The sequence below is a fragment of the Lysinibacillus sp. NPDC047702 genome, assembly GCF_050272555.1.
In the GTDB taxonomy this organism is placed as follows: domain Bacteria; phylum Bacillota; class Bacilli; order Bacillales_A; family Planococcaceae; genus Lysinibacillus.
In genome coordinates this window covers 96,969-110,563 of record NZ_JBNNMG010000009.1, presented here as the reverse complement: position 1 = coordinate 110,563, position 13,595 = coordinate 96,969, and the positions used below count along the sequence as shown (strand labels likewise).

General features: G+C 36.9%; 13 protein-coding genes. 3 read left to right on the top strand and 10 right to left on the bottom strand.

The genetic code is table 11. The features are described 5' to 3' along the window. Window positions 1–175: 175 nt before the first annotated feature. The 3 genes from ACQKIM_RS07250 (at window position 176) to ACQKIM_RS07240 (ending at window position 2,202) form a co-directional block, all read left to right on the top strand. Window positions 176–997: a MerR family transcriptional regulator gene (locus ACQKIM_RS07250; protein WP_427541233.1), complete on the top strand. Its 822-nt coding sequence runs from the start codon at window positions 176–178 to the stop codon at window positions 995–997. A 23-nt stretch (window positions 998–1,020) separates the two neighbouring features. Further along, window positions 1,021–1,599: an MFS transporter gene (locus ACQKIM_RS07245; RefSeq protein WP_427541230.1), complete on the top strand. Its 579-nt coding sequence runs from the start codon at window positions 1,021–1,023 to the stop codon at window positions 1,597–1,599. Between the two features lie 204 nt (window positions 1,600–1,803). Then, window positions 1,804–2,202, top strand: a complete 399-nt coding sequence (locus ACQKIM_RS07240) for a hypothetical protein (protein WP_427541227.1) — start codon at window positions 1,804–1,806, stop codon at window positions 2,200–2,202. A gap of 276 nt (window positions 2,203–2,478) precedes the next feature. Here the strand turns inward: ACQKIM_RS07240 and ACQKIM_RS07235 are convergent, their stop codons facing one another. The 10 genes from ACQKIM_RS07235 to gap form a co-directional block, all read right to left on the bottom strand. After that, window positions 2,479–3,300: a methyl-accepting chemotaxis protein gene (locus ACQKIM_RS07235; RefSeq protein ID WP_427541225.1), complete on the bottom strand. Its 822-nt coding sequence runs from the start codon at window positions 3,298–3,300 to the stop codon at window positions 2,479–2,481. A 620-nt stretch (window positions 3,301–3,920) separates the two neighbouring features. Continuing rightward, complete coding sequence (locus tag ACQKIM_RS07230; RefSeq protein ID WP_427541222.1) at window positions 3,921–4,673, bottom strand: SDR family NAD(P)-dependent oxidoreductase; 753 nt, start codon at window positions 4,671–4,673, stop codon at window positions 3,921–3,923. A gap of 150 nt (window positions 4,674–4,823) precedes the next feature. Continuing rightward, the gene (locus ACQKIM_RS07225; protein WP_427541219.1) at window positions 4,824–5,309 is read right to left on the bottom strand and encodes a hypothetical protein; all 486 of its coding nucleotides are present in this window, start codon (window positions 5,307–5,309) and stop codon (window positions 4,824–4,826) included. A 513-nt stretch (window positions 5,310–5,822) separates the two neighbouring features. Next, a complete protein-coding gene (locus ACQKIM_RS07220; RefSeq protein ID WP_427541216.1) occupies window positions 5,823–6,413 on the bottom strand; it encodes a DUF6241 domain-containing protein in 591 nt (196 codons plus the stop codon). 61 nt (window positions 6,414–6,474) lie between these two features. Further along, window positions 6,475–7,005 carry a tyrosine-type recombinase/integrase gene (locus ACQKIM_RS07215; protein ID WP_427541213.1) on the bottom strand — a complete coding sequence of 177 codons (531 nt, stop codon included), beginning with the start codon at window positions 7,003–7,005 and terminating at the stop codon, window positions 6,475–6,477. 161 nt (window positions 7,006–7,166) lie between these two features. Continuing rightward, window positions 7,167–8,459: a phosphopyruvate hydratase gene (gene eno / locus ACQKIM_RS07210; RefSeq protein ID WP_427541210.1), complete on the bottom strand. Its 1,293-nt coding sequence runs from the start codon at window positions 8,457–8,459 to the stop codon at window positions 7,167–7,169. 2 nt (window positions 8,460–8,461) lie between these two features. Beyond that, window positions 8,462–10,003, bottom strand: a complete 1,542-nt coding sequence (gpmI, locus tag ACQKIM_RS07205; protein ID WP_427541207.1) for a 2,3-bisphosphoglycerate-independent phosphoglycerate mutase — start codon at window positions 10,001–10,003, stop codon at window positions 8,462–8,464. After that, entirely contained in the window at window positions 9,996–10,757 is a 762-nt protein-coding gene (tpiA, locus tag ACQKIM_RS07200) for a triose-phosphate isomerase (protein ID WP_427541204.1), read from the bottom strand. The genes gpmI and tpiA overlap by 8 nt, the downstream gene beginning before the upstream one ends. Before the next feature lie 18 nt (window positions 10,758–10,775). After that, the gene (locus ACQKIM_RS07195) at window positions 10,776–11,960 is read right to left on the bottom strand and encodes a phosphoglycerate kinase (protein ID WP_427541201.1); all 1,185 of its coding nucleotides are present in this window, start codon (window positions 11,958–11,960) and stop codon (window positions 10,776–10,778) included. Window positions 11,961–12,573: 613 nt separating this feature from the next. After that, window positions 12,574–13,590 carry a type I glyceraldehyde-3-phosphate dehydrogenase gene (gene gap, locus ACQKIM_RS07190; protein WP_427541198.1) on the bottom strand — a complete coding sequence of 339 codons (1,017 nt, stop codon included), beginning with the start codon at window positions 13,588–13,590 and terminating at the stop codon, window positions 12,574–12,576. Window positions 13,591–13,595 lie beyond the last annotated feature (5 nt).

Genomic DNA, 13,595 nt, shown 5'->3' with positions numbered 1-13,595 from the left:
AGACAGTCTAAAGTGTTAATCACTTAAGGCTGTCTTTTTTATTGCTCTTTACTAATATCTGTTTCTTACTTCTTGACTCTCCCCTTAACTGGACAGATATACTTATAAAGTAAACTTCAAGCAGCAGCGTTACACAGCCCGGGGTTTTAGATTTTCAAAAAGGAGATGATACTCAATGTTTAAAATTAGCGAGTTTTCAAAGCTTAGCCAAGTTTCTATCAAAACATTACGTTACTATGACCAATTGGGTTTACTTAAGCCTGCTTATACCGATCAATTTTCAGGCTATCGATATTTTTCAGCTGAGCAAATGTTTCAAATTCATCGCATTTTGGCTTTCAAGGAGCTGGGGTTTTCATTAGAACAAATTCGACAAATGATGGACGAAAATATTCCTCTAGAACATATTCGAGGTATGTTTAGAGTCAAACAAAACGAAATTCAATCTATATTAGAGAAGGAACAGGCTAAGCTTTTTCGAATTAAAGAAAGCCTACGTACCATTGAATATGAGCGAAAAGATTTATCCTCACTTGACGTTGTCTTAAAGGAAATTAAATCACAGCATGTAATCTCTTATCGTAAGCAGACCTCATTAAGTGAAATTCCAGAAATGTTTCGACAATTGGATCAATATATAGGAAGCCCTAAACCACATTCTTTGTCTCAGATGGTCCTTTGGCATGGCTGCGAAGAGTGTGAGGATGAGATTGATATAGAAGTAGCTCGTCCGTTAACTATTGATTTGCCCAGTCACCCATTCTTTACTATAAAAAAATTACCAGAGATTACGATGATGGCTACTCTTGTACATCATTGCTCAACAATAAACAGATGCACTGCAAGTACAGAGTTAGCATTATGGATTGAACGTAATGGCTATCGCTTGAAAAATGGTGAACCTCGCCGTGAAATTTGCATTCCTCATGAAAAAGTAGATGATCCAGAATTTTATGTTGCAGAAGTTCAGATTGCTGTAGAAAAAGCTTCAAATTGAGGTGTATAGGAGGAGAAACTACCTTGACTAAGCATCAAAAGCTTTTAACTTTAAATTTATTTTTATTAACCTTTGTCCTTGGAACGAGTGAATTTGTCATTGTTGGACTACTGTCTGAAGTGGCAGATGACTTAAATATCTCCATCTCTATGACTGGAGCTCTTGTATCAACTTTTGCTGTAGCTTTTGCAATCGGTACACCCATCTTAACTGCTTTATCCAGTAGATTTGCAAAATACCCATTAATGTTGACATTAATCTTACTATTTATTGTTGGTAATATTTCATCTGCTTTATCAGAAACATATGGGCTGCTAATTATTTCGAGAATATTTACTGCTGTTATAACAGGTGTTTTAATTGCACTTGCAATGGCAATCGCTAGCGAGGTAATGCCAGCAGAAAAAAGAGGACATGTTATTTCAATTATATTCACTGGTTTTACTATAGCAAGTGTAATTGGCGTGCCGATTGGGACCTTTATTGGTCAATCAGGTGGCTGGAGATTGACCTTTTGGTTTACTGCTCTATTGGGAAGCATTTCCCTAATTGCTAGCTCCGTTACAATACCTAAAAAATTAATAGGAACAAAAAGCTCCTAAAAAAAACAAATCGGCCTATTAACGAATAAGCGGATTATCATAGCATTTTTTATTCCAGCTTTAAGCATTGCTGCTACATATACTGTATACACTTATTTAACACCTTTACTGCTTGATGTACTATTCATCCCAAAACGATCTATTAGTTTAGTATTCTTGCTTTATGGAGTAGTATCTATCTTTAGTACGATAATAGGTGGAAAATTGGTAACTCGTAATGGAATAGGAAAACTGCGATATATATTTCTTATACAAGCTATCATTCTTGGGTTATTTTTTGTTTCTTCAAATTCCATTATTGCTGGACTATTGAACATCTCTTTTATAGCCCTTATTGTGTATATCATGAACTCCACTATGCAATTGTATTTTATCGATTTAGCAGATAGACACTATCCATCTGCTAAAAATTTAGCAGTTTCATTAACGCCTGTTTCTGTAAATATCGGCATTGCAATTGGGTCAGCTCTAGGAGGATTTGTCACGACAAATATGAGGCTTGTTGATGTATCCTGGGTTGGAGGAATTATAGCAATTAGTGCAGCATTGCTAACATTTATCAGCTATCATTTCGATCAAAAGGCCTCTACTCAAATAACATAGATTATTGTAGCAAAATAGGCGTTGTCTAAAAGGTTCATCAAAGTAATTCGATTTCTTATAAAAGACTTTTTTTAGACAACCCCATATCAGCTACAAAAACAGTTTTTAGCTTTTATTTTTCATTCAAAAGCCAATTCTCGGCATCGTTTCTGTCTTCAAATCAAACGTTCTATTACTTCTTGAGCATTCCATGTTCCTTTCATTACATTATAACCACCCGTTTGATCAAAAATAGTCCAATGTTAAAACGGCAAAAGAACGATTTCTTTATATCAATTATCGTAGTACTTCTTTCACATAATACGACATTTGGGTACTAACATTGCTTAATTTCTCAATTGCCTCACTAAATTGCTGCACTAGTTCGGCTTGTTCATTGGATGCCACTTCAATTTGCTCCATGCTCTCCATCAAGGATTGAACATTATTAGTGATGGTCTTAAGAGAAGTTTCAATTTGTTCTGTAGCGGTAGATGTTTCACTCGATAATTTCCGAACCTCCTGTGCCACAATATTGAACCCTGCTCCATATTGCCCAGCACGTGCTGCCTCAATGGATGCATTTAAGCCAAGTAAATTGGTTTGCTTAGAAATGGTTTTAATGAAATCTGTCACTTCATTGGAGCGTGAGGAATTTTCAAGAGCATGTCGAGATTTTTCTGCGATGGATTCACTTGTTGCGGATAGCTCTTCAGAATGTGCGGCTATTGTATGTATTTTTAATTGTAAATCTTGAATAATTGTTTGTAGACTTTCCATAAATGCTCCGACTTTTTCTTGAGCCTCTAGTGGGAAAAGCAAGCTTAATATTCCTACGACTTCACCATTTTCTCTTATAGGATACAACTCACTATTCATAGGGATACCAAAATACTCTTTTGGAACACTACGCTTTAAAAATTCCCCCTGTGCAACGCGACGAAAATCTGATGAATCCTCTGGAATAAAGCCAACTTTTAAATGTGTTTTTACTTTTATTCCATCTAATACAAATAGTACTTCTCTTGTCACACGATCATTTAATGTGATAGATATTTCCTTCTTAAATATTTCATGAAAAATTGGTAATGTTTCTTTTAATGCCTGTATTACCCCCATTGCAACGCCCTCCCTTTGTTCTCTCAATGCAATTATACCTTATAGGATGTTAAGTAAGTTATATATATTGGTAAATGTTAGTCTTTTTGTAATATTTAATTTCAAGAAAATTGTATCTCTTGACATGACTTTATACAAATCTAAAGTTCTAGAGTAGGAATTTTTGAATTTATAGACAGGGCTGATTTGGGTATTATGGATATTGGTGCACTTATTATGCGGTTCTTTATGAGCTGAGCGTTGTTGGATTTTTCCTGAGCGGTTTTCTTCTTAACCCGAGCAGTTCTTGACCCTTCCTGAGCGATTTTCTTCTTAACCCGAGCAGTTACAGCCTCTTCCTGAGCGGTTTTCGCCTTAACCCGAGCAGTTCTTGGCCCTTCCTGAGCGGTTTTCGCCTTAACCCGAGCAGTTCTTGGCCCTCCCTGAGCGGTTTTCGCCTTAACCCGAGCAGTTCTTGATTCTTCCTGAGCGGTCTTCCTCTTAACCTGAGCAGTTTTTGACCCTAATAATAAAATTGTTTAATTCTTGTTCAACAAACACATTATTAGTTCAATTAAATGTATTTTAATAGTCATCTACATTACAAGCTAAAAATTCCTCAATAAAATTCCTTAGCCTCATTATCTCCCGCCACTAACATTTATAATTTCTCCAAGGATATAATTTGAAGCATCGGAGGAAAGGAAGGCAATTACCTCTGCTATTTCCATAGGTGTTGCAGCCCGTTTAATAGGTACAGATGAAGTCATACGCTCAAGTCGATTATCGCCAGGAGCAAATTTATCGTGAAAAGGTGTCTCTACCATTCCAGGTGCTACCCCATTCACGATAATTCCATATTCAATTAGCTCTCTGGACATTCCAATCGTCATTGTATTGATCGCCCCTTTAGCAGATGCATAATGAATACTTTCTCCTGCCCCTCCAATACGTGCAGCCGCTGAAGATACATTAATAATTTTCCCACTTTTTTTAGGAATCATATATTTTAATACAGCTTGGGAACATAAGAGAACACTGTTCACATTTAATTTGAACGTTTCTTCCCATAGCTCTTCACTCATATTCATAAATGTACTTTGGCGGATGCCACCACCAGCGTTATTAACTAAAACGTCAATTGTGCCAAATGAAGATATAGCTTGTTCAACCATTGCGTTCACTTCTTCTTTATTCATCACATCAGCTTGAATGGCAATGGACTCCCCATCCTTTTCGAGAATACGTTGGACGGCTTCCATGGCCCCACTCACATTTGAATGATAATTAATAATTACTTTAGCCCCTTTAGATGCCATAAACTCGGCAGTCGCAAGCCCAATACCAGAGCTAGCGCCTGTGACGAGAATAACCTTTCCTGATAAGTTATGCATAGCGTTTTCCCTCCAACCAATATGTTTCTAATAGTAATTCTACATTTTACATCTTTAAACCTTTTAAAGAGATTATTATCTACAGAAAATTGTGGGTTTATTAGAATTTTTAAGAAAACCTACTCAATTAACAGCACCCAAATAAACATCTCATATCCAACCTATTGTTATTACATCATCATGACAAAATTCAATTACATATCTTAACGTTGGACTATAAATCCATTGGTCTGGTCCCATATCCATAATATCCTCAATGCTTTCTAGTATTGTAAGTAAGGAGGTCTTTACCAATGGGTATTTGTAAATCCCAACAATAAGATAAACAGGAATTGAAATATCCAAAGATTGATTAGTTAGGACGGTAGGAATATTCAATATGTCTTCTTTAGTAAGAATAATTTTTTTACTCACCTTTTCCCAATCAATTCTTCCCCAAAATGCAATTGGAAAGCAATTTGTCATTTTACATTCAATTTTTTCACTTTCGCTCTCATCTAATATATCCACTCCGCTCTTTTCAGGGAACAGCTCTAACATGTCCGAGATTTGTTGCTCCTTTTCCAATTTCTCTTCATGTTTCTTTCTTTCTTGGATTAGATATTCTAAACGCGTTTTTCTTTCTTCTCTATTCATAGGAAAATGCTCCTTTACTAACCGACTATATCACGCCTTCAACTAAACTGCCCCATTAAGAATTAAATAACTTTATTATCACTTGTCTGCTTACCGTACTTACAAAAAAAATCGCCTACTAGGTCAAAGGGCACTGAAAAACTAAAAAAACTCACTTTTTTATATTAGAAATTTGTCTTTTGTTAGATTTGAAAACTTAAAAAAGTCGATTTGCATCACAATTTTTGTGGCAAATCGACTTTTTCAGTGCCCTACTAGGTCATTAGATAACCTTTGAGGCGATTTTTGTAAGTGGCTCAAAATATTTTAAATTATAAAATGAATGTAAGCCTAAATATTTAATGATACTCTTCTTCTGTCATATAAAAACCTCCACCGATAATTTTTTTGTATCTTAGTAATTTGGTGGATTCCGTAATTGATATTTCAATAATCTCTTATTGAAATATCTTTATGTTGTAGCAATGAAAAATGTAACGAGCACGATTTCTTGTTGGTTAAATTGACCACGTGCTATTGCTTATTTCCGAAAAACTGTTCCACATATTCTTTTTCCTCTTCAGCAGTAAATAAACGAGTTGCTTTCCCTCCAGAGTCGGCAGTGCCACCTTCACGTTCCCAAACGAAATTGTGATCTTCTACCGAATGTGAAAAATCACCTTTTGACCATCTTTCCAATATTTCGATGTAAAATTCTTGATATACATAACCGTTTACATTTTTTTTGGCTATAGCTAACAATCGGTCAATTTTGGCCTGTGTGATTTGCTCATGTCCCCATTTTCCGTCAGTTTCAACTTTTTGATGAGACATAGTATGAATGGCGTATAGCATTTTATAATCTGGTAAATCGTCAGGATATTGTTTTTCCAAAGCGATTTCTTCAGAAGTTTTTTCAACATGTTCTACTTCTGCTTCTTTTTCTTTTTCTCTTTCTGAAACAATATTATCTTCAGACGTTTCTTCGACATATCCCACGGCTGCTTTTTCTTTTTCAGGAACAGGTTTCTCCATTTGTTCGGTGAATTTGAAGTAACCAAAAATTCCACCAAAAATGCCCAATATTCCAATGATAACGATAGTCGCCTTTGTTTTTCTTTTCATGTTATTACCCCTCAATAATTTTGTATCATTATGTAATTTTATATTGGTTTATATTATGTAATTAGGATAATAATAACACAACATTGAAATAACCTGTAGTTATGGCAATGAAAACCCAATCTACCTCTAAATTTATTAATTCCGAACATCTAATGGCTGTATCTGCAAACATAGCAATAATCACTTTGTTTCGGGCGTTCAAATACGTTTTAAAATCGTATGCTTCAATCATTTTCGCAATTTCTTGGTCAGTAAATGTAGATATAACAGTTTTATCTTCCTTCAACAATTTGGTACGTGCCATGATGTTTAACGTTACATACTCTTCTGCTACTAAATACGTGTAAAACGACCTCAACGATTTAATTACAGTGTTAATGTAAGTCGCTTTTTTACCAAGATTTAATTGATGTTGAATATATTTTTTTACATGAACTGTAGAAATGTCTTCAATTTCATTCACGTCATGAAACTCATCCAGATATTGAATGAAATGAGTTGTATTGTAGTTATAAGTTTCTGTTGTTCTGATTGAATAATTTTTAATCTGTAATTCGAATGTAAATTCTTTTAACAAGTCTTTGATAAGCAAATAAAAAACCCCCAATCTACAAGTGTTTATCACACTTATAAATCAGAGGTTGAAACAATACATAAGTATTGCTAAATTCACCTAAATGTACAACATAGTTCAAGTTGTATAAAAAGGTTGTGTATTACTAAGTTCAAAGCATTTTCGCTTAAAACTACTGCTTACTTTAAGTTATAGAATGAATTTAAACCAAGATACTCAGCTGTTGCACCTAGTTGATCTTCAATACGAAGAAGTTGGTTGTATTTCGCTACGCGGTCTGTACGTGATGGAGCACCCGTTTTAATTTGACCAGCATTTGTCGCAACTGCGATATCAGCAATTGTTGCATCTTCTGATTCACCAGAACGATGAGAGATAACTGCTGTATAACCAGCACGTTTTGCCATTTCGATTGCTTCAAATGTTTCTGTTAACGTACCGATTTGGTTTACTTTGATAAGGATTGAATTTCCTACGCCTTGCTCAATACCAGCCGATAATTTTTTCGTATTTGTTACAAATAAATCATCACCTACTAATTGTACGCGACCACCAATACGATCCGTTAATAGCTTGTGTCCAGCCCAGTCATTTTCGTCTAAGCCGTCTTCAATTGAAATGATTGGGTATTTATTTGTTAACTCTTCATACCAATCAACCATTTCTTCAGAAGTTTTCACAACACCTTCACCATCTAAGTGATATTTGCTGTCTTCTTTATTAAATAGTTCAGATGACGCTACATCCATTGCCAGTTTAACTTCCTCGCCTGGTTTATAGCCTGCTTTTTCGATAGCTTCTAAAATTACAGTAATGGCTTCTTCGTTAGAGCCAAGGTTTGGTGCGAAACCACCTTCATCACCTACTGCTGTGTTATAGCCTTTTGCTTTCAAAACAGCTTTTAGGCTATGGAAGATTTCAGCACCCATACGTAATGCATGACGGAATGATTCTGCGCCAACAGGCATCACCATAAACTCTTGAATATCTACATTATTGTCAGCGTGTGCGCCACCATTTAAGATATTCATCATTGGTACTGGTAATTGTTTTGAGTTAAAACCACCAAGATATTGATAAAGAGGTACATCTAAATAATCTGCCGCAGCATGTGCAACTGCCATGGATACACCTAGAATTGCGTTAGCACCTAATTTCCCTTTATTTTCTGTGCCATCTAGCTCGATTAAAGTTTTGTCGATTACGACTTGATCAAGAACTGAATAGTTTCCTTCTAATTCTTGTGCAATAATTGTGTTAACATTTTCAACTGCTTTTAATACACCTTTGCCTAGGTAACGAGATTGGTCACCATCGCGTAATTCTACTGCCTCGTATTCACCTGTAGATGCTCCTGAAGGTACGATTGCACGTCCAAAAGCTCCTGATTCTGTAAATACTTCAACCTCTACTGTTGGGTTACCACGTGAGTCTAAAACTTCGCGCGCATAAACTTGTGTAATAAATGGCATAATTAATTCTCCTCTTTTTCAATTAATGATTGTCCTGTCATTTCAGCAGGCTGTGATACCTCTAATAATTCTAACATGGTTGGTGCTAAATCGGCTAAAATGCCACCATTTCGTAAAACTAAATTCGGTTTCGTCACAATTACTGGAACAGGATTTGTTGTATGAGCTGTCATTGGCTCCCCTGCTAAAGTCAGCACTTCATCAGAATTACCATGGTCAGCTGTAATAATAGCTGCTCCTCCTTTTGCAAGAAGTGCATCTACTACTTTCCCTAGACATTCATCGACTGCTTCTATCGCTTTAATTGTTGGCTCTAGCATTCCGCTATGTCCAACCATATCAGGGTTAGCAAAATTAAGAATGATCCCATCAAATTTTTCAGCCGCAATTTCTGCAAGCAAGGCTTCTGTCACTTCATAGGCAGACATTTCAGGTTTTAAGTCGTATGTCGCAACCTTTGGGGATGCAATTAAAATACGTTCTTCCCCTTCAAATTTCTCCTCACGTCCACCACTCATAAAGAATGTCACATGCGGATATTTTTCTGTTTCTGCAATTCGTAGCTGTGTTTTACCATTTGAGGCCAACACTTCACCTATCGTATTTTTTAGGTTGTCATTTTCATAGGCTACCTGAGTATGGGCTTCATCACTATAGTGTGTGAAGGAAACAAATTTTAAATTCTTTGGATGCTTAGCTGATAAAGCAAAGCCATCAAATTCATTATTTGTAAATACTTTAGACAATTGAATGGCACGGTCAGGACGGAAATTAAAGAAAATCACTGCGTCATTATCATTAATTGTTGCCACTGGCTCACTTTGCTCTTGAATACTAAATGGAATCACAAATTCATCTGTTACCTCACGCTTATAGGATGCTGCTACACCACTTTTTGCACTTTCTGCCGTTTGGCCAACGCCATCAACAAGTACATTGTAAGTTAGAGCTACACGATCCCATCGTTTATCGCGGTCCATTGCATAGTAACGTCCATGAATAGAAGCAAATTGACCTACACCAATTTCAGCCATTTGCTTTTCAGTTTCTTCAATATAACTTAATGCTGTTGTTGGTCCAACATCTCGACCATCTAAGAAGCCATGTACAAAAACTTCGTCTAAGCCTTGTTGTTTTGCAAGCTTTAATAGTGCAAACATATGCTCATAATGGCTATGTACGCCACCATCTGAAAGTAAGCCCATAATATGAAGCTTAGATTGATGAGCCTTAGCATGTGCTATTGCATCCAAAAATGCTTTACTCGTAAAGAAGTCTCCTTCACGGATTGATTTATTTAAACGTGTTAAGCTTTGATAAACAATACGTCCAGCACCGATATTTAAGTGTCCAACTTCAGAGTTTCCCATTTGACCTTCTGGTAACCCTACTGCTTCACCTGCTGCCGTTAATGTAGCATGGGGATACTGGTTCCAATAACGATCAAAATTAGGCTTATTTGCTTGTGCTACTGCATTTCCGAATGTTTCATCACGAAATGCAAAGCCATCTAAAATAATTAATGCTACTGGCTTTTTAGGCATTTGCCGTCGCCTCCAATAATGTTAAATATGATTCTGGTTGTAAGCTAGCACCACCAACTAAGGCACCATCAATATGCTCTTTTGATAATAATTCTGCGATATTTTCAGGCTTCACACTGCCACCGTACTGAATACGCACAGCAGCCGCTGTTTCAGCGTTGTATAAATCTTCCACAACCGCACGGATAGCTCCACATACTTGATTTGCATCTTCAGCTGTTGCTGTTTTACCTGTACCGATTGCCCAAATTGGCTCATAGGCAATGACCATATGCTCCACTTCTTGTGCTCCAAATCCAGCAAGTGCTGCTTTAATTTGACTAGCAACCTTTTGCTCAGTCGTTCCTGCTTCACGTTCTGTGAGCGTTTCTCCACAGCAAATAATTGGTACGATGTTATGTGCTAGTGCAGCTGCTACCTTTTTATTAATGGCCTCATCTGTTTCATTGTAGTATTCACGACGTTCTGAGTGCCCTAAAATAACATAGTCTACTTGTACACTAGCTAGCTGATTTGGGCTGATTTCCCCTGTAAACGCACCTTCATTTTCATAATGCATTGTTTGTGCACCAATTGCCAGCTCTGATTCACTAGCAACCTGCACAAGTGTAGGTAAGTAAAGTGCTGGTGCGCAAACAACAGCATCTACTTTGTCATTTGAAGGAAGTTTGTCCTGTATAGCATCGACAAACTGGATAGCCTCTTCAAAGGTTTTATACATTTTCCAGTTACCTGCAATAATTGGTTTACGCATCGTTTTGCCTCCAACAGTTTATTTATCGTTTAAAGCCACAATTCCAGGAAGCTCTTTACCTTCCATTAATTCTAATGAAGCACCGCCGCCTGTAGAAATGTGATTCATCTTATCTGCTACTTCAAATTTTTCAACAGCAGCTGCTGAATCGCCACCGCCAATTACTGTATAACCTGCTGTATCGGCCATTGCCTCAGCTACAGTTTTAGTACCGTTTGCAAATTTATCCATTTCAAAGACACCCATAGGACCATTCCAAATGATTAATTTAGAATTCTGAATGACCTCTGCATAATTTGCTGCTGTTTTTGGACCAATATCTAAGCCCATCCAATCTGCTGGAATCGCGTCTACATCTACAATTTTTGTTTCTGCATCTTTTGAAAATTCATTTGCAACAACTGCATCAATCGGCATATGTAATTGCACGCCTTTTGCCTTCGCCTTGTCAATAAAAGATTTAGCTAGCTCAATTTTGTCTTCTTCCAATAAAGATTTGCCGATATCATGCCCTTGCGCTTTAATGAATGTAAATGATAATCCCCCGCCAATAATTAAATGGTCTACCTTTTCCAGTAAGCTTTCAATAACACCGATTTTATCCTTCACTTTAGCACCACCGATAATGGCCGTAAATGGGCGCTCAGGATTAGATAATGCTTTTCCTAATACATCTAATTCCTTTTGCATCAGGAAACCTGAAACAGCTGGCACATGCTTTGCAATACCTTCTGTTGAGGCGTGTGCACGGTGAGCTGCACCAAAAGCATCATTGACATAGACATCCGCTAATTTTGCAAATGCTTCTGCAAGTGCTGGGTCGTTTTTCTCTTCACCAGCGTGGAAACGTACATTTTCTAGTAAAAGAATGTCACCATCTTGCATGTTTGCAACAGCTTCCTCTACCTCTTTACCAATTGATTCATCCAATTTAGTAACAGGCTTACCGATTAATTCAGCTAATCGAACTCCTACAGCCGTTAGGCGCATTTCTTCTTTTATTTCACCCTTTGGACGTCCCAAGTGAGAGGCTAAGATTACTTTAGCACCTTGCTCCACTAAATATTCAATTGTTGGAATTGCTGCACGAATACGTGTATCATCCATAATCACACCATCCGCCATCGGTACATTAAAATCGACACGTACAAATACGCGCTGCCCTTTTACCTCAATATCTTTCATCGTCTTCTTATTTAACATGAAGAAACCCCCTTCAAAGTTTATAATTTGTGAATTCCATGGATCACCCAACTTGGCTCCTCAATTCTTCACAATCACTATTTTTAGTCAATAATGTCCCAGTGTAATTGCGATCGGGAGCTTTATCTTGATTCAATGGGCGTACAAACGCCCGCTGAATCAAGATATAAAATAGCATGTCTCTTAGATTTCATTAAAGTAACCAGCTATTGATAAAGTACCCTTTTACTTGCTTTTATAGTAACAAAAGTCACGTTCTATGTCTTGCAATTGTATACGTAATTGTTTGAAAGATCCTTAGTTAAACCTTGCACCTATCCAACGCTATATTTCTGTATCAATTATGCCCCAGCGTATTTGCGTTGAGATTTTTTCGAGCTCGCAAGAAAAGCTTCCCTTCAAAATCCGTGACATTCTTCTGGAGCTTTATCTTGATTTAGCAGGTGTTTGGAACGTCTGCTGAATCTAGATAAAAAAAGAGTAAGGGGTAAACATCCCTTACTCTCTTTACCCTTGTATATTATATCTTTTCGATATTATAAAGGCTATACTTTTTATACCTAAAAAGCGGTATTATGTCACACTTTTTACTTTTATTTTCGAAATATGACGCTTATTTACGATTGAATCCTTTTTCCGCAATATATAAAGCTAAGTCCATTAAACGAGTCGAATAACCAATTTCGTTATCATACCATGCTAGAACCTTCACCATGCTGTTCTCTAATACCATAGTGGAAAGACCGTCTACTGTCGAAGAATCATGATTACCGTTGTAGTCAATAGACACTAAAGGTAATTCATTGTAGCCTAAAATACCTTTAAGTTCATTTTCTGAGGCATCTTTTAATGCCGCATTAATGGATTCTTTCGTTACATCTGCTTTTAGTTCTACTACTAAATCAACACATGAAACGTTTGGTGTTGGCACACGCATAGAGAAGCCATCTAATTTACCTTTTAATTGAGGTAAAACTTTTGAAACTGCTACAGCCGCCCCTGTTGTTGTTGGAATCATTGACACAGCACCTGCACGTGCACGACGTGGATCAGAGTGCGGGAAATCAAGAATACGTTGATCGTTCGTATAAGAGTGAATTGTTGTCATCATACCGCGGACAATACCGAATTTTTCATCCAATATTTTTGCAACAGGTGCTAAACAGTTCGTTGTACAAGAAGCATTTGAAATAACATCGTCTGTTTCAGGATTGTAGTCCTCATGGTTTACACCCATTACAAATGTAGGCATTGCACCCTTCGCTGGTGCTGAAAGAATTGCCTTTTTAGCACCTGCTTCAATATGCTTACTCACTTCTTCCATAGAGCGGAATTTACCTGTACATTCAAGTACAACATCTACACTAAGTTCACCCCATGGTAATTGAGTAGGATCTTTTTCAGCATAAACTTTCACATTTTTTCCATTCACAATGAAAGAATCGCCTTCTGCATAAACTTCAGCATCGTAGATACCGTGTACTGAATCATATTTTAATAAATGTGCAAGCTGACCAGCATCTGTTAAATCATTTACTGCAACTACTTCGAATTCATCGTGCTTCATTGCTTCACGAAATACTAAACGTCCAATACGCCCAAATCCATTAATCGCTAATTTTAATGCCATTGTCA

What these genes read in the sequence shown, in the direction of transcription:
- ACQKIM_RS07230 (WP_427541222.1), bottom strand. Translation starts at nt 4,673, where the DNA reads ATGCATAACTTATCAGGAAAGGTTATTCTCGTCACAGGCGCTAGCTCT.
- gap (WP_427541198.1), bottom strand. Translation starts at nt 13,590, where the DNA reads ATGGCATTAAAATTAGCGATTAATGGATTTGGGCGTATTGGACGTTTA.
- ACQKIM_RS07225 (WP_427541219.1), bottom strand. Translation starts at nt 5,309, where the DNA reads ATGAATAGAGAAGAAAGAAAAACGCGTTTAGAATATCTAATCCAAGAA.
- eno (WP_427541210.1), bottom strand. Translation starts at nt 8,459, where the DNA reads ATGCCATTTATTACACAAGTTTATGCGCGCGAAGTTTTAGACTCACGT.
- ACQKIM_RS07195 (WP_427541201.1), bottom strand. Translation starts at nt 11,960, where the DNA reads ATGTTAAATAAGAAGACGATGAAAGATATTGAGGTAAAAGGGCAGCGC.
- ACQKIM_RS07220 (WP_427541216.1), bottom strand. Translation starts at nt 6,413, where the DNA reads ATGAAAAGAAAAACAAAGGCGACTATCGTTATCATTGGAATATTGGGC.
- gpmI (WP_427541207.1), bottom strand. Translation starts at nt 10,003, where the DNA reads ATGCCTAAAAAGCCAGTAGCATTAATTATTTTAGATGGCTTTGCATTT.
- ACQKIM_RS07250 (WP_427541233.1), top strand. Translation starts at nt 176, where the DNA reads ATGTTTAAAATTAGCGAGTTTTCAAAGCTTAGCCAAGTTTCTATCAAA.
- ACQKIM_RS07235 (WP_427541225.1), bottom strand. Translation starts at nt 3,300, where the DNA reads ATGGGGGTAATACAGGCATTAAAAGAAACATTACCAATTTTTCATGAA.
- tpiA (WP_427541204.1), bottom strand. Translation starts at nt 10,757, where the DNA reads ATGCGTAAACCAATTATTGCAGGTAACTGGAAAATGTATAAAACCTTT.